Origin of the sequence: Pseudarthrobacter defluvii (assembly GCF_030323865.1) — a bacterium.
Classification (GTDB): domain Bacteria; phylum Actinomycetota; class Actinomycetes; order Actinomycetales; family Micrococcaceae; genus Arthrobacter; species Arthrobacter sedimenti.
Map to the genome: position 1 here is coordinate 1,938,532 of NZ_CP066362.1, position 17,495 is coordinate 1,956,026.

At 68.4% G+C, this 17,495-nt stretch carries 16 protein-coding genes; 13 read left to right on the forward strand and 3 right to left on the reverse strand.

Annotated elements, in window-relative coordinates:
- Positions 1 to 54 precede the first annotated feature (54 nt).
- Genes JCQ34_RS08935 through hrpB form a run of 3 tightly spaced genes read left to right on the forward strand, consistent with a single transcriptional unit; the run spans position 55 to position 3,642 of the window.
- A complete protein-coding gene (locus tag JCQ34_RS08935; protein WP_286403903.1) occupies positions 55 to 357 on the forward strand; it encodes a hypothetical protein in 303 nt (100 codons plus the stop codon).
- A gap of 1 nt (position 358) precedes the next feature.
- A complete protein-coding gene (locus tag JCQ34_RS08940; protein ID WP_286403906.1) occupies positions 359 to 964 on the forward strand; it encodes a hypothetical protein in 606 nt (201 codons plus the stop codon).
- 41 nt (positions 965 to 1,005) lie between these two features.
- Positions 1,006 to 3,642 (forward strand): ATP-dependent helicase HrpB, encoded by a 2,637-nt coding sequence (gene hrpB / locus JCQ34_RS08945; RefSeq protein WP_286403909.1) that lies wholly within the window; start codon positions 1,006 to 1,008, stop codon positions 3,640 to 3,642.
- Positions 3,643 to 3,659: 17 nt separating this feature from the next.
- On the opposite strand, the gene JCQ34_RS08950 is transcribed toward hrpB, so the two are convergent.
- Positions 3,660 to 4,337 carry an alpha/beta hydrolase family protein gene (locus tag JCQ34_RS08950; protein WP_286403911.1) on the reverse strand — a complete coding sequence of 226 codons (678 nt, stop codon included), beginning with the start codon at positions 4,335 to 4,337 and terminating at the stop codon, positions 3,660 to 3,662.
- Between the two features lie 68 nt (positions 4,338 to 4,405).
- On the opposite strand from JCQ34_RS08950, the gene ligD reads away from it, so the two are divergent.
- Positions 4,406 to 5,428: a non-homologous end-joining DNA ligase gene (gene ligD / locus JCQ34_RS08955; protein ID WP_286403914.1), complete on the forward strand. Its 1,023-nt coding sequence runs from the start codon at positions 4,406 to 4,408 to the stop codon at positions 5,426 to 5,428.
- 105 nt (positions 5,429 to 5,533) lie between these two features.
- Here ligD and JCQ34_RS08960 read toward each other — a convergent pair whose 3' ends face one another.
- Positions 5,534 to 6,154: an L-threonylcarbamoyladenylate synthase gene (locus JCQ34_RS08960; RefSeq protein ID WP_142133947.1), complete on the reverse strand. Its 621-nt coding sequence runs from the start codon at positions 6,152 to 6,154 to the stop codon at positions 5,534 to 5,536.
- A gap of 105 nt (positions 6,155 to 6,259) precedes the next feature.
- Here JCQ34_RS08960 and JCQ34_RS08965 point away from each other — a divergent pair, with 105 nt between their 5' ends.
- From JCQ34_RS08965 to JCQ34_RS08995, 7 genes are all read left to right on the forward strand, one after another.
- The gene (locus JCQ34_RS08965; protein WP_286403918.1) at positions 6,260 to 8,275 is read left to right on the forward strand and encodes a DUF4118 domain-containing protein; all 2,016 of its coding nucleotides are present in this window, start codon (positions 6,260 to 6,262) and stop codon (positions 8,273 to 8,275) included.
- Positions 8,272 to 8,988 carry a response regulator gene (locus JCQ34_RS08970; protein WP_286403921.1) on the forward strand — a complete coding sequence of 239 codons (717 nt, stop codon included), beginning with the start codon at positions 8,272 to 8,274 and terminating at the stop codon, positions 8,986 to 8,988. The genes JCQ34_RS08965 and JCQ34_RS08970 overlap by 4 nt, the downstream gene beginning before the upstream one ends.
- A gap of 111 nt (positions 8,989 to 9,099) precedes the next feature.
- Positions 9,100 to 9,531 carry a VOC family protein gene (locus JCQ34_RS08975; protein ID WP_286403923.1) on the forward strand — a complete coding sequence of 144 codons (432 nt, stop codon included), beginning with the start codon at positions 9,100 to 9,102 and terminating at the stop codon, positions 9,529 to 9,531.
- 91 nt (positions 9,532 to 9,622) lie between these two features.
- Positions 9,623 to 10,297, forward strand: coding sequence for a hypothetical protein (locus JCQ34_RS08980; RefSeq protein WP_286403926.1), 675 nt, complete (start codon positions 9,623 to 9,625; stop codon positions 10,295 to 10,297).
- A gap of 249 nt (positions 10,298 to 10,546) precedes the next feature.
- Positions 10,547 to 11,806 (forward strand): inorganic phosphate transporter, encoded by a 1,260-nt coding sequence (locus JCQ34_RS08985; RefSeq protein WP_286403929.1) that lies wholly within the window; start codon positions 10,547 to 10,549, stop codon positions 11,804 to 11,806.
- Entirely contained in the window at positions 11,803 to 12,024 is a 222-nt protein-coding gene (locus JCQ34_RS08990) for a hypothetical protein (protein WP_286403930.1), read from the forward strand. Before JCQ34_RS08985 ends, JCQ34_RS08990 begins: the two co-directional genes overlap by 4 nt.
- An 80-nt stretch (positions 12,025 to 12,104) precedes the next feature.
- Positions 12,105 to 12,665 (forward strand): dihydrofolate reductase family protein, encoded by a 561-nt coding sequence (locus JCQ34_RS08995; RefSeq protein ID WP_286403932.1) that lies wholly within the window; start codon positions 12,105 to 12,107, stop codon positions 12,663 to 12,665.
- A 24-nt stretch (positions 12,666 to 12,689) separates the two neighbouring features.
- On the opposite strand, the gene JCQ34_RS09000 is transcribed toward JCQ34_RS08995, so the two are convergent.
- A complete protein-coding gene (locus JCQ34_RS09000; protein WP_142133938.1) occupies positions 12,690 to 13,154 on the reverse strand; it encodes a hotdog fold thioesterase in 465 nt (154 codons plus the stop codon).
- A 217-nt stretch (positions 13,155 to 13,371) separates the two neighbouring features.
- On the opposite strand from JCQ34_RS09000, the gene polA reads away from it, so the two are divergent.
- Both polA and JCQ34_RS09010 read left to right on the forward strand, forming a co-directional pair.
- The gene (gene polA / locus JCQ34_RS09005; RefSeq protein ID WP_286404396.1) at positions 13,372 to 16,014 is read left to right on the forward strand and encodes a DNA polymerase I; all 2,643 of its coding nucleotides are present in this window, start codon (positions 13,372 to 13,374) and stop codon (positions 16,012 to 16,014) included.
- A gap of 77 nt (positions 16,015 to 16,091) precedes the next feature.
- Complete coding sequence (locus tag JCQ34_RS09010) at positions 16,092 to 17,390, forward strand: GNAT family N-acetyltransferase (RefSeq protein ID WP_286403937.1); 1,299 nt, start codon at positions 16,092 to 16,094, stop codon at positions 17,388 to 17,390.
- Positions 17,391 to 17,495: the final 105 nt, after the last annotated feature.

A 17,495-nucleotide genomic window follows, 5' to 3' on the forward strand; every position in this document is an offset into this window, starting at 1 on the left:
CTTACTGAGCATTACTAGTAAGCTTGCTGATTAAATGGGATGGGAGCAGGAGCCATGGGCGCGATTTTCGGTACGGCCCTGTCGCTGATGCTGACCGTTGGCGGGGCGGCGGTTGCCGCAGAGGGTGGCCCCGGAGCCGCCCAGCATTATCTTGCCGGACATGTGCTCCTCGGAGTGGGCATCGGCTTGTTGATCGCCACCATCCTGCGGGCAGGCGCCCGGATTCTCCTGGCCCGGCGTACTTCACCCGCGCATGAGACCACAGCGCTGCCCCCCGAGGCCGACCCGGCCACCGTCACCGTGCTGCCCATCCGGTCCACCGCTCCCATGCCGATGCGGGGCAGGCATGCCGCCTAGGGTGGAATCCACAGCGGCACCCGGGCTTGCCAGTGAAGCAGTCGGGGCCCGTCCCGTACCCCTGCGCCGTCGGAGGGCCCATGCCCTGATCGTCCTCTGCTGCACCCTGGTTGCCGCCGCGCTGGTGGTGGGAGCGTCGGGTATCCGTTCCGCAGACGCCGACGAAAACGTCCTCCGGGGCTTCCAGGTCCGCGTATTGAGCATCAGCCAGGCGGCGGCAGAGAACAGGATGGACGGGGCACTTGCAGCCCTGCAGGCCTTTGAAAAGGACCTGGGCGATGCGGCTGCAGCAGGCCGCCTCTCCGCTGCACGGTACCGGGGCATCGAGACCGCGCTCACGGCAGTGAAGTCGGACATTGCCACGAAAGTGGCGGCCGCCGCAGCACCTCCCGCGGCGGAACCCAGCGCAGCGGCCCCTGCCGGTTCCGACACCAACCAACTTGCCGACACCGCCCAAAGTGAACCCGTCCCCGCTCCCGTGGAACCGGCGGTGCCTGCCGCGGCCCCCGCCCCTGCTCCGGCGGCCGCCGTTCCCGGTGACCAGCGTTCGGATACCGCCAAGGAAGCCAGAAACAAGAACAAGGGCAAGGAACAGGGGAAGCCCTGACCCCAACGGCGGGGCCCATGCCGTCAGGGCAGAATGGACGGATGACTCCACCTGAGGGCTCCCCGCCCGCCGACGCTTTCGACCTCGCGGCCATCGGCGCAGGGCTTGCCTTCGAAGGTTCTCTTCCCGCCTTGCGAAGCGCACTGCAAAGCGGCGGGGCGCCGGGCGCTGCCGTGGTGCAGGCGCCGCCCGGGACAGGCAAGACCACGCTCGTTCCGCCGCTGCTGGCGAATCTGTACGGCCGGCACGGGCGCATCGTCGTCACCCAGCCGCGGCGCGTTGCCGCGCGGGCCGCCGCCCGCCGCCTCACCGGGTTGGACGCAAAGGGACTGGAGGCCGGAGGCAAGGGCAGTCGAGTCGGGTACACCGTCCGCGGGGAACACCACGCAGGTCCAGGCACCCGGGTCGAGTTCGTCACCCCGGGCATCCTGCTGCACCGCCTGCTGGCCGATCCCGGGCTTGACGGGACCGCCGCCGTCATCCTTGACGAGGTGCATGAACGCGGGCTGGAGACGGATCTTTTGGTGGGCATGCTCGCGGAGGTCCGGGCGCTGCGGGGCGACCTGGCCGTCGTCGCCATGTCCGCAACGCTGGACGCACCAAGGTTCGCAGCCCTGCTGGGGGATACCGACGGCGGCGGGCCGGCGCCCGTCGTCGACTGTCCTTCCGTGAATCATCCCTTGGAGGTCCAATGGCTCCCGGCGCCGGCCGCGCGGCTGGACGCCAGGGGGGTGAGCCGCTCCTTCCTGGACCACGTGGCCGCGGCAGCGGCTGACGCCCACGCCCGCACCCTTGCCGCTGACGAGTCAATGGACGCCCTGGTGTTCCTTCCTGGTGCCAGGGAAGTTTCCCACGTTGCTGCGCTGCTCCGTTCCCGGACGGGACGCACCGTTGAGGTCCTCGAACTCCACGGCCAGGTGGGTGCAGCGGAGCAGGACCGGGCGGTGTCAGGGCGGGGTCCCGGGGATCCGCCACGGATCATCGTCTCCACCGATCTTGCCGAGTCCTCCCTTACGGTGCCCGGCGTCCGGCTGGTCATCGACTCCGGGCTCGCGCGTGAGCCGCGGCGCGACTCGGGCCGGGGCATGAGCGGGCTGGTGACGGTTTCCTGCTCCCGGGCATCCGCCGACCAGCGTGCGGGCCGTGCTGCCCGGCAAGGGCCGGGAACCGTGGTCCGCTGCTACTCGCAGCAGGCGTACGGGGCTGCCCCCGCCCACGTGACGCCGGAAATCGGTGTGGCGGACCTGACCGGCGCCGCCCTGACCCTCGCCTGCTGGGGAGCGCCGGGCGGAAAGGGGCTCGCCCTGCCGGACGCGCCGCCGCGGCTGGCGATGGAGGACGCCATCGAGGTGCTCCGCGAGCTTGGCGCCGTCTCCGACGACGGCCACGTGACGAAGGCGGGACGCGCCCTTGCCGCGATACCCGCCGATCCCCGGCTGGCCCGTGCATTGCTCGACGGCGGCGCCTCCTATGGCGCGCAGGCCGCCGCAGAGGTCGTCGCCGCGCTCTCCGGGGACCATCGTGCCCCGGGAGCAGACCTGCCCCGCCTCATGTCCCAGCTCCGTGCCGATCCGGGCCCGGCCGGCCGCCGCTGGGCGGAAGAGGCCAAACGCCTGACAGGGCTGGGGCGGCGGCAAAAGAGCGCTGCCGCGGCGGGCCCTGCCATGCCTGCCACTGGCGGGGAAGCTGTAGGCGCCGTCGTCGCCCTCGCCTTCCCGGACCGGGTGGCCCGCCGCGTGCCCGGCAGCGGGGGCGCCGGGCAGTACCTGTTGACCTCCGGCACCAGGGCGGGCCTGCCCGCCGGCAGCAGCCTGTCAGGGGAGGAGTGGCTGTCCGTGGCGGAAGTGTCGCGGGCGGAAGGCCGGGATGCTGCCGGCACCGGCGCCGTGATCCGCGCCGCGGCGCCGCTCTCGGCCGCGATGGCCGACCGGGCAGCGGCGCGCCTGTTCGCCGACACGGTGGAGGAGGAATTCAGCGGCGGCCGGGTGAGCGCACGGAGGACCAGGCGGCTGGGTGCCATCGTGCTGTCCGCCACGCCGGTCCGGCCCACGGCTGAGCAGGGCAGGAAGGCCGTGGCGGCGGCGCTGCAGTCAGGGGGGCTCACGGCGCTGGCATGGTCGACGGCGGCGTCCTCCCTCCGGCGCCGGCTCGCTTTCCTGCATCGCGGGTTGGGAGAGCCCTGGCCCGACGTTTCGGACGCTGCGCTGCTGGCGCGGCTGGAGGACTGGCTGGGGCCGGAGCTGGAAGAGCTCGCTGCCGGCAAGCCTGTCAGTTCGCTTGACCTGGCCCAGCCACTGCGCCGCCTGCTGCCCTGGCCCGAAGCCGCCCGGCTGGACGAGCTTGCGCCGGAAGCTCTTGAGGTACCCAGCGGCTCGCGGATCCGGATCGACTACCCGGAGCCCGGTGATGGAGCTGCTGCGCCGGTGGTGGCGGTAAAACTTCAGGAGTGCTTTGGCTTGGCAGAATCCCCGAGGCTGCTGGGGGGCAGGGTCCCCGTGCTGTTCCACCTGCTCTCACCGGCCCGCCGCCCCCTCGCCGTCACCGATGACCTCACGTCGTTCTGGTCGGGACCCTACAGGCAGGTACGTGCGGAAATGCGGGGCCGCTACCCCAAGCACCCCTGGCCGGAGGACCCTTGGTCCGCCCCGGCGACGGCGCGGACCAGGCAGCGCCCGTAAGGGCAAACCCGGGACGCTCAGGAGTGCGACCCGATGAATTCGGCGACGGGGGCGGCCAGGGATTCCCCCACCTCGTCGGCAGGGCGCTTCTTACCTGCCACCGCGAAGGAATGGTCGCCGCCCTCCACCCATTGAAGGACGGCATTGGGCCCGATGCGGGACACAACGTCCGCCATGATGTCCGGCGTGGCAAAGGTGTCCCGGGTCCCCTGCAGGAACAGCATGGGCGTGGCCAGCCCATACAGGTGTTCGTCCCGGAGCTTTTCCGGTTTTCCGGGAGCATGCAGGGGATAGCCCAGGTACACCAGGCCTGCGGTCTCCATGCCCTCGGCGACGGCCATGGACGCCATCCGTCCACCGAACGACTTGCCGGCCGCCCACACGGGACCGCGGTCACCGTGCGCTCCGGCCCGCGCACGGGCAGTGTCCATGGCTGCCCGCCAGGCTGCGATGGCCAGGGGAGGGCGGTCCGGAAACTTCCGCCCTGCCTCGCGGTAGGGGAAATTGAAGCGCAGGGTGGCCAGGCCCAGGCTGTTCAACGCATCGCTGAAGCCGCGAAGGAACGGGTGCTCCATGCCGGCGCCTGCGCCGTGTGCCACCACCACGGTTGCGGTGGGGTTCGCGGGGCGGGCGTAAATGGCGGAAAAGGTGGCGTCCGCTGTGGTGATGGTGAGCTGCTGTTCGGTTGCCGGCATGGGTCCATCATGCCGGAGCCCTGCCGGATGTGCCGGTCCCGGCCCGCGCCGGGGTGTACGTTGTCCCCATGGCGAGTGAACAGACCACCATCACTGTCCCGGGTCCCGACGGCGAGCGCGAGATGCGGATTTCCAGCCCCAGCCGGGTCCTCTGGCCGGACCTGGGCCTTACCAAGCTGGATCTGGTGAACTACATCTGCGATGTGGGGGAGGCGTTCATCGCCGCCAACGGGGACCGGCCCATCTCACTCCAGCGGTATTCGGGCAACATCGACGGCGAGATGTTCTTCTCCAAGAACCCGCCCAAGGGCACGCCGGACTTCATCCGGTCAGTCAAAGTCGTCTACCCCAGTGCCCGGTCCCACCCCCAGCTGGTGTTGGACGAGCCTGCGGCCGCCGTCTGGGCTGTCCAGATGAACACGGTGGTGTTCCACCCCTGGCCTTCGCGCGCTGAAAACACGGACAACCCGGACCAGCTGCGCATCGATCTGGACCCGCAGCCCGGCACCGACTTCGATGACGCCGTCCCCGCCGCCATGGTGATGAAGGAGGTGCTGGCCGAGGCGGGGCTGACCTGCTTCATCAAAACTTCCGGGAACCGCGGACTCCACGTGTATGCGCCCATCGAACCCACCCGCGAGTTCCTGGACGTCCGGCACGCAGTCATCGCCGCTGCCCGGGAAGTGGAACGGCGCATCCCGGACAAAGTGACCACCGCCTGGTGGAAGGAAGAACGGGGCCGGCGCGTGTTCCTGGACTTCAACCAGGCCAACCGCGACCGCACCATCGCCGGCGCCTACAGCCCGCGGGCGCTTCCGCACGCCCCCGTGTCCTGCCCCATTACCTGGGACGAACTGGAGCACGCCGATCCGAAAAACTTCACCATCCTCACCGTGCCGGAGCGGCTTAAGACCGTGGGCGATCCCTGGGCGGACTTCAGTGCGAGCCCCGGCACCATCGACACCCTGTTGGAATGGTGGGACCGCGACTGCAAGGCCGGCCTGGGCGAGATGCCGTTCCCGCCGGACTACCCCAAGATGCCGGGCGAACCGCCGCGGGTCCAGCCCAGCAGGGCACGCAAGCAGGACTGAGCCGCACACCCAGTATTGGGGCGCTCTGGCACGGACACGCAGGCCGCCGTCGTACTTTACGACGGCGGCCGGCGGCAAAGTGCCCCGCGACGGCTCCCGGGCGGGTTATTCGAACCTGGACGGATCGCCCATGCCGCGCCGGACAACCTCGGCCACCCCGCTGGAGAAGTCCACCACGGTGGTGGGCTCGGCGCCGCAGTCCCCGGCATCGATCACGGCGTCCACCTGGTGGTCCAGCCGCTCTTTGATCTCCCAGCCCACGGTCAGCGGTTCCTCCTCATCGGGCAGCAGCAGCGTGCTGGACAGCAGCGGCTCGCCCAGCTCGGCCAGCAGCGCCTGCACCACCCGGTTATCCGGGATACGCACACCAACGGTCTTCTTCTTGGGGTGCAGCAGCCGCTTGGGGACCTCCTTGGTGGCGGGCAGGATGAACGTGTAGCTGCCGGGGGTGACGGCCTTGATGCTGCGGAACACGTCGTTGCTGATGTTCACGAACTGCCCCAGCTGGGCGAAGTCCCGGCAGACCAGCGTGAAGTGGTGTTTGTCGTCCAGGTGCCGGATGCTCCTGATCCGGTCCAGGGCCTCCCGGTTGCCCATCTGCGCGCCCAGGGCGTAGCAGGAGTCCGTGGGGTAGGCGATCAGGCCGCCGTCCCGGATGATCTTCACTGCCTGGGCAATGGCGCGGGGCTGGGGGTCGTGGGGGTGGACATCAAAGAATCGGGCCATGCCCCGAGCCTACGTTCCCGCGGGCCGGGGCGCACCCATCCGCCGCCGCCTCCCGCGCGGCGGCGGCACGCACCGGGGGTGCTCAATGGTGGGAGAATGTGCGTCATGGCTAGGGAACGCATCGTCATCGGCCTCAACGGCAGCGGCGACGGAGACCTCCTGGTGCACCGCGCCGCCAAGCTCCTCGACCGCGCGGGCGGTGGTGACGTCCTTGCAGTCCACGTCCGGACACCGTCCGGCGCGCAGGGTGAATCCCCGCACGCGCTGGAGTCCCAGCGGCGGCTCGTGGCCGGGCTGGGCGGCAGCTACCACGCGCTCTCGTCCGGCGACGTCGCCGGGGCGCTGCTCGACTACGCCCACGCGCACAATGCGACGCACATCCTGGTGGGGCAGAGCCGCCGCCGGTTTGCGGTGCTGTCCGGCGGCAGCGTGGAAGCGAAGGTGGTCCGGGGCGCCGGGGACATCGACGTCCAGGTGGTGCCCCGGCCGGCGGTGTCCAAGCCGACCCTGTCCAGGGGCGCCGGGCAGCGGACCGCACTGGGGCGGCGCAGGGTGGTGATCGGGTTTGCGCTCGCCGCCGCTCTCCCGGCCGGGCTGCAACTGCTGCTGGCAGTCTTTGACCACAGCGTGGCCACGGCGGCACTGCTCCAGCTGGCCGGCGCGGTGGCCATCGCCCTGGTGGGGGGCCTCTGGCCGGCTGTTGCGGGTGCGCTGTGGAGCAGCGTGCTGGTCAACTACTTTTCCACTCCGCCGCTGCGGGACCTCGCCATCCATGATCCGCAGGACATCCTGTCACTGGCCGTTTTCGCCGGCGTGGCCGTCGCGGTGGCCGGGGTGGTGGACCGCTCCGCCCGGCGGTCCAAGGAGGCTGCCACGGCGCGGGCAGAAGCCGCCACCCTGGCCGATCTGGCCCTTGCGGCGTCCCGGGACGAGGACAACCTGACAGGGCTCCTGGCGGAAGCGGTCAGTGTTTTCGGCGTTACGGGTGCCGCTGTCCTGGCCCGCCCCGGTGCCGGACCCAGCGCCGGGTCCGTTGCAGCCACAGGGTCCGCGGGGAGCGGTGATGGGGCGGACACCGGGATGAAGCACGACGCCGGAGCGGACCTTGGGCCGGGCGGCTGGCAGGTGCTTGCCGCGGCCGGGAATGCAGTGGGCCGGTTGGGAGGGCCACTTGGCGGGCTCCCTGGCACTGGGGCTCCTGGAACCACCGTCGAGCAGGTGGATGAGGAGACCACGCTGGTGCTGCTGGGCCGGGACGTTCCACCGTCCGGGCGCAGGCTGCTGGCTGCGTTCGCGGTCCACGTCAAAGCCCAGCTCGAGCGCCGCCAGCTGGCAGCCACCCGGACCGAAATGCTCCGCCTCGCCGAGGGGAACGCCATGCGTACGGCCATCCTCCGGGCCGTGTCGCACGACCTCCGCACGCCCCTGGCCGGCATCAAGCTGGCTGCCGGCGGACTCCTGCAGAACGGCGTCTCCTACACCCCGGCCGAGCAGCATGACCTGCTGGAGACCATCGATGCCTGCACGGACCGGTTGGACCTGCTGGTGGCCAACCTCCTGGACATGTCGCGGATCACCGCGCAATCGGTGGAACCGCTGCTGGGCCCGGTCCGCTGGTCCGAGGCCGTTGAGGCCGCCTTGCGGGGCCTGCCCCAAGGAACGGTGCGGGTGGCGCTGCCCGCCAATATGCCCCCAGTGGACGCCGATCCCGGCCTGCTGGAGAGGGCGGTGGCCAACATCCTGGAGAACGCGCTGAAGTATGCCGCCGGGACGGCTGTGGTGGTGACGGGCGGTGCCGGCGGCAGTGTCCTGGACGGTCATCCCTGCGGGGAGTTGCAGATCATTGACCACGGTCCGGGCGTTCCGGCCAGCAAAGTAGTGGAGATGTTCCGTCCGTTCCAGCGGCTCGACGACACCTCCCCGTCCACGGGGATTGGGCTGGGACTTTCGGTGGCGCAGGGCTTCGTCCAGTCGATGCGGGGAACCCTCACCGCCAGGGAAACCCCGGACGGCGGCCTGACCATGGTGATCCGCCTGCCCCTCTCCACCGGCGTACCGGCAGGCGACCCCGCCGGCGGCAGACCCGGCGGGGCCCACGCAGCCGCCGGGGCCCGGCCATGAGGGGGAACGACGCCGGCACTCCCGGCAGTGGCCAGGCCAAGGCGAAGGTGCTGGTGATCGACGACGATCCGCACCTGTTGAAGGCGCTCCGGATCACGCTCGCCGCGCACGGCTACGCCGTGGAGACGGCCGGGGACGGCGCTTCCGCCCTCACGGCGGCCTCCCGGCTGGCGCCGGACGTGCTGGTCCTGGACCTCGGCTTGCCGGACATGGACGGGACCGAGGTCCTGCGGAACCTGCGCCGCTGGAGCGCTGCGCCCGTCCTGGTCCTGTCCGCCCGGCATGGATCCCCGGACAAGGTGGGTGCCCTTGATGCCGGCGCCGACGACTACATCACCAAGCCCTTCGGCCTGGATGAGCTCCTGGCGCGGCTGCGTGCCCTGCTGCGGAGGGTGCCCCAAGCCGAAACACACCCCCTGGTCAGCTCCGCCGGCTTTACCGTTGACCTCCTGGCGAGGCAGGTCCTGCGTTCCGGGCAGCCGGTGAGGCTCACCCCCACGGAATGGAACATCCTGGAAATCCTGGTCCGCAACCCGTCCCGGCTCATCTCCCAGCAGCAGTTGCTGGCCGACGTCTGGGGCCCGGCCTACGGCAAGGAAGCCAACTACCTCCGCGTGTACATGGCCCAGTTGAGAAGGAAGCTGGAGGACGATCCCGGCAACCCCCGCCACCTGCTGACCGAGGCCGGCGCGGGCTACCGCTTCGTGCCGTGAACCCGGGGATCGACAGGGGAGCGTTCCCTTGCCGGGCGCCGGATGGGGCAGGATGTTGTCTGCCCCAGTTCCGGCCGATGCGGTTCCGGCCCCTGAGAAGGAGACCCTGCCATGCCAACAGTCCTCAACCCCTACCTGAGCTTCCGCGACAATGCCCGCGAGGCGATGAACTTCTACCAGTCCGTGTTCGGCGGCGCACTGACGCTCAGTACCTTTGGCGACTTCCAGGCCAGCGACGATCCCGCGGAAGCGGAGAAAATCATGCACGCCATGCTGGTCACCACCCATGGCCTGGTGCTCATGGGCGCCGATACTCCCAACAACATGCAGTACCACCCTGGCTCCTCCATATCCATTTCGCTCAGCGGCGAGGATGAGGTTGAGCTTCGCGGCTATTACCAGAAGCTCACCGGCGATGGGGGAGCAGTGACTGTTCCCATGGAAAGGGCTCCATGGGGCGATGTCTTTGGCATGTGCACCGACCGGTTCGGTGTCTCGTGGCTGGTCAACGTCAATGCCGCCCAGGTGGCACCGGCCTCTTGACGTCCGTGCGCCTGCCGGCTGGCCGGGCGATCTTCCCGTGCTTCTTGAGGCCGGGCCGCCGGACTGCGAGGATTAAGGGGTGAGGCCCGTCATGGAGTTCTTGTCCGACAAATGGTGGATGGTGTTTCCGCTGATGGCGTTCGCCGGCCGCTGGGCAAGCGGCTGGCGGGGGGCAGGCGAACGCCGGCACCGGCGCCGGGTTGAACTGTACACACTCAGGAACCAGGCACTGGAGGCCGAAAAGGCCTCCGTGGCAGAGGTGCAGGCGCTGATGAATACCCATGAGGCCACCAACCGGCGGTGGCTCGAATACGAGCTGGACGTCGGCAAGCTTATCGATTTCCCCATGATGACCGACGTCCGCGAACCCCTCACGGTGGCCTTCCTTCGCGCCAAGCGGGAAGCGGACGGCCAACGCCCCGCCTCCGCCGAAGACCTCCGGTCGGTGTCCGGCCTTGACGCCTACCGGCAGGCGGTCAACAACTTCGCGGTGGCGCTTGACGTGGCCGAGCGCGAAGCCCGGCGCGTCAGGGACAGCAAGTTCAGTGGGCCCGAACGCGAACGGCTGGCCACGGCACGGAAACTGCTGATGATTGCCGAGAACGACGCTGCCACCCCGGCAGAACGGCAGGCCGCCTACAAACGGGCGCGCCGGGAGCTGGACGGCCTCATCGTCCTGCCCGACGTCACCGTGGCGGCCCTCGAAGAGAAGATCGCGCCGGAACTGGATGCCGGGCCGCGGCCGCCCCAGTTCCACCAGGGCTGAATCCCTCCGGGTGCACGTCCCGCTGCATCCCCGGTGTGGAATATCCCCGCCGGAACTGGACCGGGTCCGGTCTTTCCGGCTCCAACCCGTGTTTTGACCTCATGCCCGGTACGCGTACGATCGATAGGGTTTCCCGCCGGTTGTGCCAGCGCCGCAAGTCATTCCACGCAAACAGCTGGTGAACTATGCTGTGCAAGGCAGCCTGGCAAGTGAAACTGCTGAACGTCGTCTCTGCAGATTGGGCAACAGGTGGATATCACCTTCATGGTGGCGCTGGTCATCGCACTGGCACTATTTTTCGACTTCACGAACGGCTTCCACGACACCGCTAACGCCATGGCAACGCCCATTGCGACAGGTGCCATCAAGCCCAAGACGGCGGTGGCCCTGGCAGCGGTCCTGAACCTCGTTGGCGCATTCCTTTCCACCGAGGTTGCCAAGACGATCTCCGGCGGCATCATCAGGGAGGGATCCGGCGGCGTCCAGATCACCCCGGAAATCATCTTCGCCGGGCTGATGGGAGCCGTCCTCTGGAACATGATCACCTGGCTCAAGGGCCTGCCGTCCAGCTCGTCCCACGCACTGTTCGGCGGCCTCATCGGTGCAGCTGTCGTCGGCGCGGGATTCAACTCCGTCAACCTTGAAACCCTGCTCCAGAAGGTCATCCTTCCGGCTGTTTTCGCCCCGGTCATTGCCGGCCTTGCTGCCTATGTCTGCACGCGCCTGGCCTACGCCCTGACTTCCCGCCATGACCCCGAGACGGGCACCAAGCTCACGCAGAAGCGCGGCGGCTTCCGCACCGGCCAGGTCTTCACCTCCAGCCTGGTGGCCCTGGCCCATGGCACCAATGACGCCCAGAAGACCATGGGCATCATCACCCTGGTCCTGATCGCCGCCGGAACCCAGGCTCCCGGCTCCGGCCCCCAGCTCTGGGTGATAGCAGCCTGCGCCATGGCCATCGCCATCGGCACCTACGCCGGCGGATGGCGCATCATCCGCACCATGGGTTCGGGCCTGACCGAGGTCAAGCCTGCCCAGGGCTTCGCGGCGGAAACCAGCACCGCGTCCGCCATCCTCGCGTCCTCACACCTCGGCTTCGCCCTTTCCACCACGCAGGTGGCCTCGGGCTCAGTGATCGGTTCCGGAATGGGCCGCCGCGGGACCACGGTCCGCTGGAACATGGTGGGCAAGATCGCGCTGGGCTGGCTCTTCACCCTTCCGGCCGCGGGCGTCGTCGGCGCCCTGACCGCCCTCCTGGTGAAGACCGGCGCCGTGGGCGTCCTCATCGCCGCCGTGGCAGGCAGCGCGGCTGTCCTGTTCATGTTCTTCTACTCACGCAAGTCCTCCGTGAGCCATCAGAACGCCGTCGAGGTGGAGGAAGCCGGCCAGGCCGTCCGGTTTGCCAAGAAGAAGGCCCGGGCCGAAGCCAAAGCGAAAGCCAAGGCCGACGCCAGGGCCAGGGCAGAAGCAAGAGCAACAGCAAACAACCGCAAGGAGACTCAACGATGAAGTGGTTGGAACTCCTGACCGTTGCAGGCGCCACTTTGGTGTCCGCGGCAATTGTGGTGACCCTCTACTCGCTTGGGGTCCGGTTTACGGCCATTGCGGCTGACGCCCAGCAGGCGTCTCCCGGCGTCAAGCGCTCCTTCGCCTACGTATGCTTCGGGTTGTGCGGTGTGGCAGTCCTCTTTGGGCTGTACCTGATCATCCCGTACTTCACGAAGTAGCGCCCCACCACGCAGCACTGCCGGACGGTTCGCCGGGCCTGCTGATTGGCGGGGTTGCCCGGGCTCGCTAGGCTGGGCCCATGCCACGCATCCAGTACTTCGTTGCAGCGTCCCTTGACGGCTTCATCGCCACCACCACGGACGACCTGGGCTGGCTGTTGCAGTTCGACGGTTTCGAAGGCGGGGCGGACAGCTACAACGACTTCATGTCCGGTGTGGGCTGCATCGTCATGGGCGGGGAAACGTTCGCATGGTTGATGGAACACGAGCCGCGGAATTGGCCCTACACCGGCACGCCCAGCTACGTCTTCACCCACCACGAATACCGAGCCCCGGACGGCGCCGACATCACCTTTGTCCGCGGGGACGTCCAGGAATTCATTGCGGACTTCCGGCGCGACGCCGGGGACAGGAACATCTGGGTGGTGGGCGGTGGCAGCCTCGCGGCCCAGTTTGCGGACGCCGGACTGCTGGATGAGATCATCCTCTCCGTCATTCCGGTGGTCCTGGGCGCAGGGAAGCGGCTGCTGCCGATGAAGGGCCCGACGCCGGCACTTGAGTTGGCTGCTTGCCGCACCCTGGGCAGGGGGATCGTCGAGCTGCGCTATCTGCTTCCCGCGGCATCGGCCCCGCAGGCCTGAGGCAAGCCCTGGGGCCGGCCTGGCTCAGCCGGCGTTGTCCCGGAGCATGTTCGTGATCCGGGCCGTTGAAAGGCGGCGTCCCTGCCCGTCGGTCATGACCACCTCGTGCGTGGTCAGGGTACGTCCCAAGTGGATGGCGCTGCAGGTGCCGGTCACCAGGCCGCCGGCGATGGACCGGTGGTGGGTGGCGCTGACTTCGATGCCCACTGCGTGGCGGTCCGGGCCGGCGTGCATTCCCGCCGCGAAGGAGCCAAGGGTTTCTGCCAGCACCACGTGTGCGCCGCCATGCAGGATTCCCGCCACCTGCGTGTTGCCCTCGACGGGCATGGTGGCAACCGTGCGTTCCGGGCTCATCTCCAGGAAATGGATCCCCATCTTCACCACCAATGCGCCAACGCCGAACCTGCCCAGCCAGCCGTGCATGTGGTCGGGAATGCCGGCGGCTGCCAGCTCTTCGGCGAAAGCGCCCGGCGTGAAATTGTCTGTCATGGCAACTAGGCTGGCACCTGTGAGTGAAACAACCAAACCGGCTCCCTTCCCGTCCCAGGCCATCGATGAGGGGGCTGCCGCCCAGCCCCGCTCCGCCGCCCCGAAGCCTGCTGCCAAGAGCGCCGCCCCCGCTGCCGGAGGGTCTGTTTCAGCTACCGAAGCGCCCGTCATTCCCATTACGGACCAGCCGCGGCTGCTGGTGCTGGACGGCCACTCCATGGCGTTCCGTGCGTTCTTCGCGCTGCCCGCGGACAAGTTCTCCACCTCCAACGGCCAGCACACCAACGCCATCCACGGCTTCACCTCCATGCTGATCAACCTCATCAAGGAGCAGCAGCCCACGCACATCGCGGTGGCCTTCGACGTCTCGGACGAATCCACCCACCGGAAGACCGAGTACAGCGAATACAAGGGTGGCCGGAACGAAACTCCCCGCGAGATGAGCGGGCAGATCGACCTCATCGCCCAGGTCATGGAAACCTGGGGCATCAAGACCATCAAGATGCCGGGTTACGAGGCCGACGACATCCTGGCCACCCTTGCCGCCATGGGGGAAAGGGCAGGTTTCGAGGTGCTGCTCGTCTCCGGCGACCGGGACGCCTTCCAGCTGATCACGGACAACGTTTTCGTGCTGTACCCGCGGAAGGGCGTGAGCGACATCCCCCGGATGGACGCCGCAGCCATCGAAGCAAAGTACTTCGTCAGCCCGTCCCGCTACTCCGACCTCGCAGCGCTGGTGGGGGAGACGGCGGACAACCTCCCGGGCGTGCCCGGCGTCGGACCCAAAACAGCGGCCAAGTGGATTAACCAGTACGGCGGCCTGGAAGGCGTCCTGGAACACCTCGACTCCATCGGCGGGAAGGTGGGCGACGCCCTCCGGGAGAACATCGAAAACGTCAAACGCAACCGGCGGCTCAACCAACTCCACACCGACCTCAAACTCCCGGTCACATTGGAGGACCTCCACCAGCCCCGCCCGGACCAGGCAGCCATGGAAGACCTCTTCGACCAGCTTGAGTTCAAAGCCATCCGCGGCCGCCTGTTCGCCCTCTACGGCGACGCCGACACCCCCGCCGCCGAACGCGAAAGCATCGACACCCCGGACTACACCGTTCCTGCCGATGCCGCTGAACTGGCCGCCTTCCTGGCTGCAGGCGCCGGGCAGCGGTCCGCCCTCGCCGTCGACCTCGTGCCGGGCCGCATCGGCGAGGACGCCGATGCGGTGGCCATCGTCCGTGGCGACGCCGCAGCCTACGTCAGCTTGTCAGGTCAGGACACGGAGACCGAGAACGTGCTCGCGGCATGGCTGCGCGATCCTGAAGCGCCCAAGGTCATGCACGGTTTCAAGGCTGCGCTCAAGGCGCTGACGGCCCGCGGCCTGGAGCTGGAGGGCGTGGTGGACGATACGTCCATTTCCGGCTACCTCATCCAGCCCGACCGCCGCACCTACGAACTCGCCGAGCTCGCCCAGCACCACCTCAATGTGGGGATCCCCGCGGCCACTGCCAAAGCCGGGCAGCTGGAGCTGTCCTTCGACGGCGACGACAACGCCGCAGCCGATTCCCTGGTCCAGGCCGGCGCCGTCGTGCTGGCCCTGAGCCGCTACTTCGAGGACGAACTCAAGAGCCGCAAGGCAGAGGAACTGCTGTCCACCCTTGAGCTGCCGGTCAGCCGTGTCCTTGCGGACATGGAGCTCGCGGGCATCGCCATCGACATGGACAAGATGGACGACCAGCTTGCCGACCTCGCCAGGGTGATCGACCAGGCCCAGGAACAGGCCTTCGCCGCCATCGGGCACGAGGTCAACCTGGGGTCGCCCAAACAGCTGCAGACCGTCCTGTTCGAGGAGCTGCAGCTGCCCAAGACCAAGAAGATCAAGTCCGGCTACACCACGGACGCCGCCTCGCTCAAGAACCTCCTGGAAAAGACCGGGCACGAGTTCCTGGTCCAGCTCATGGCGCACCGCGAGGCCGCCAAGCTGCGGCAGATGATCGAGTCGCTGAAGAAGTCCGTGGCGGAGGACGGCCGCATCCACACCACGTACGCGCAAAACGTTGCCGCCACGGGCCGGATCTCATCCAACAACCCCAACCTGCAGAACATCCCCATCCGCAGTGAGGAAGGCCGGCGGGTCCGCGGCATCTTCGTCGTCAGCGACGGCTACGAATGCCTCCTCTCTGCCGACTACTCCCAGATCGAGATGCGCATCATGGCCCACCTCTCCGGAGACGCGGGGCTGATCCAGGCGTACAAGGACGGCGAGGACCTGCACCGGTTCGTCGGCTCCAACATCTTCCACGTCCCCACGGACCAGGTCACCAGCGCCATGCGTTCCAAGGTCAAGGCCATGTCCTACGGCCTTGCCTACGGGTTGACCTCCTTTGGCCTGTCCAAGCAGCTCGAAATCTCCGTGGATGAGGCCCGTACCCTCATGAAGGACTACTTCGACCGCTTCGGCGCCGTCCGCGACTACCTCCGCGGCGTGGTGGACCAGGCCAGGGTGGATGGGTACACGGCCACCATCGAGGGGCGCCGCCGCTACCTGCCGGACCTCACCAGCACGGACCGGCAGTTGCGTGAGAACGCAGAACGCATCGCACTGAACAGCCCCATCCAGGGTTCGGCCGCGGACATCATCAAACGCGCCATGTTGGGGGTCCACGCCGAACTGCAGGCGCAGGGCCTGAAGTCCCGCATGCTCCTCCAGGTCCATGACGAACTGGTCCTCGAGGTGGCTGCGGGGGAGCGGGCTGCCGTGGAGAAGCTGGTGACCGAGCAGATGGCTGCTGCGGCAGACCTCAGCGTCCCCCTGGAGGTCCAGATCGGCGTGGGACCCAGCTGGTACGACGCCGGCCACTAGGTCCGCTGCGGGCGCTGGGGATATGCCGCAGCGTTTTTGCTGGTCAGGCGCCGGATCCATTGACTAGGCTCGGGTAAATGGGTGATCTGAGCGGAAACTATGAAATCCGGCGCTTTCCTGCTGTGTCCAAAGGCAAGGACGGGTACGCCGAAGCCGAAACCTGGGGGAGGGCGGTAGGTTTCGGTTTCCACGACTCCACCCGGACCCCTGAGCATGTGGCGCGGTCAATGGCCACCTACGAGGCCGATGGCAGGATTTTTACCGGCGCCTACCAGACGGGAACACCGGCGCAGCACTCGCTCCCGGCCGAGGTCCCCGTAGCCACGTTTGGGACGTTGCGGAAAACCCTCAACATCGGTTTTGGCCGGATGCTGGAAGCCCAGATGGTTACCGCCGTCACCGTGCGGACCTCGCACCGCCGCCGCGGACTGCTGCGCCGCATGATGACCGCGGACCTGCAGGCGGCCAAGGATGACGGCGTCGCGGTGGCCGCCCTCACCGCCTCCGAGGGAAGTATTTACGGGCGGTTCGGGTACGGGGTGGCCAGCCTGGAGCGGACCGTCAAAGTGGACACCACGGCCCGGTTCAACCTGCGGCACCAGGCCACGGGGACGGTGGAGGTTGCGGATCCCAAAGTCCTGCTCGACGTTGCCCCCAAAGTCTTCGACCGCGTGCATCGCAACACACCCGGCTCCCTCGGGCGGCAGGAGTGGTACTGGCTGCTCGCTTCGGGGTCGATGGGCCGGGACGGCAAGGAGGACCCCGCCATCAAGGCGGCGCTGCACTACGGCCCGGACGGCGGCGTGGACGGCTACGTCTCCTACAAGTTCGCCGGCTGGGACACCACGCCCGCCACGGTGGAGGTGGTGGACCTTGTTGCCGCAACGGAGCACGCCTACCTGGAGCTGTGGCAATACCTTGCCGCCATCGACCTCGTGGAACGGGTCTCCTGGAACGAGGCCCCGGTGGACGATCCCCTGGCCTGGGCACTGGCGGACCCGCGCTGCATCGACGCGTCGGACAGCCGCGACATGCTCTGGCTCCGCATCCTCGACGTCCCGCGGGCGCTGGCCGCCCGGCACTATCCTGCGGATGGACGGCTGGTCCTCGAGGTGACGGACCCGCTGGGCCTCACCGCTGGAACTTTCATCCTGGAGGTCAAGGGCGGCCAGGCCGCCGTCGAACGCGTTCCCGCCGGGGACCCAGTGGACCTGGTCCTGGACGTCTCGGCGTTGTCCTCGATCTACCTCGGCGGAATCAGCCCCGTGACGCTCAAGGCGGCAGGTGCGGTTTCCGAAGCAACACCCGGGGCCGCCTTCAAAGCGCAGCAGATGTTCTCCGTGGAGCGGCCCACCCATTGCCTGACGCACTTCTGAGCGGCCCCGTACCTGCCCGGCTTCCGCTTTGACCCGCGTTGCCGGCAGCGACTAGAATAAACGGGCGTGTACCACGTGCACGCGCTTGCTGCTCCTTGGGGGCGG

What these genes read in the sequence shown, in the direction of transcription:
- JCQ34_RS08935 (WP_286403903.1), top strand. Translation starts at nt 55, where the DNA reads ATGGGCGCGATTTTCGGTACGGCCCTGTCGCTGATGCTGACCGTTGGC.
- hrpB (WP_286403909.1), top strand. Translation starts at nt 1,006, where the DNA reads ATGACTCCACCTGAGGGCTCCCCGCCCGCCGACGCTTTCGACCTCGCG.
- JCQ34_RS08950 (WP_286403911.1), bottom strand. Translation starts at nt 4,337, where the DNA reads ATGCCGGCAACCGAACAGCAGCTCACCATCACCACAGCGGACGCCACC.
- ligD (WP_286403914.1), top strand. Translation starts at nt 4,406, where the DNA reads ATGGCGAGTGAACAGACCACCATCACTGTCCCGGGTCCCGACGGCGAG.
- JCQ34_RS08960 (WP_142133947.1), bottom strand. Translation starts at nt 6,154, where the DNA reads ATGGCCCGATTCTTTGATGTCCACCCCCACGACCCCCAGCCCCGCGCC.
- JCQ34_RS08965 (WP_286403918.1), top strand. Translation starts at nt 6,260, where the DNA reads ATGGCTAGGGAACGCATCGTCATCGGCCTCAACGGCAGCGGCGACGGA.
- JCQ34_RS08970 (WP_286403921.1), top strand. Translation starts at nt 8,272, where the DNA reads ATGAGGGGGAACGACGCCGGCACTCCCGGCAGTGGCCAGGCCAAGGCG.
- JCQ34_RS08975 (WP_286403923.1), top strand. Translation starts at nt 9,100, where the DNA reads ATGCCAACAGTCCTCAACCCCTACCTGAGCTTCCGCGACAATGCCCGC.
- JCQ34_RS08980 (WP_286403926.1), top strand. Translation starts at nt 9,623, where the DNA reads ATGGAGTTCTTGTCCGACAAATGGTGGATGGTGTTTCCGCTGATGGCG.
- JCQ34_RS08990 (WP_286403930.1), top strand. Translation starts at nt 11,803, where the DNA reads ATGAAGTGGTTGGAACTCCTGACCGTTGCAGGCGCCACTTTGGTGTCC.
- JCQ34_RS08995 (WP_286403932.1), top strand. Translation starts at nt 12,105, where the DNA reads ATGCCACGCATCCAGTACTTCGTTGCAGCGTCCCTTGACGGCTTCATC.
- JCQ34_RS09000 (WP_142133938.1), bottom strand. Translation starts at nt 13,154, where the DNA reads ATGACAGACAATTTCACGCCGGGCGCTTTCGCCGAAGAGCTGGCAGCC.
- polA (WP_286404396.1), top strand. Translation starts at nt 13,372, where the DNA reads ATGGCGTTCCGTGCGTTCTTCGCGCTGCCCGCGGACAAGTTCTCCACC.
- JCQ34_RS09010 (WP_286403937.1), top strand. Translation starts at nt 16,092, where the DNA reads ATGGGTGATCTGAGCGGAAACTATGAAATCCGGCGCTTTCCTGCTGTG.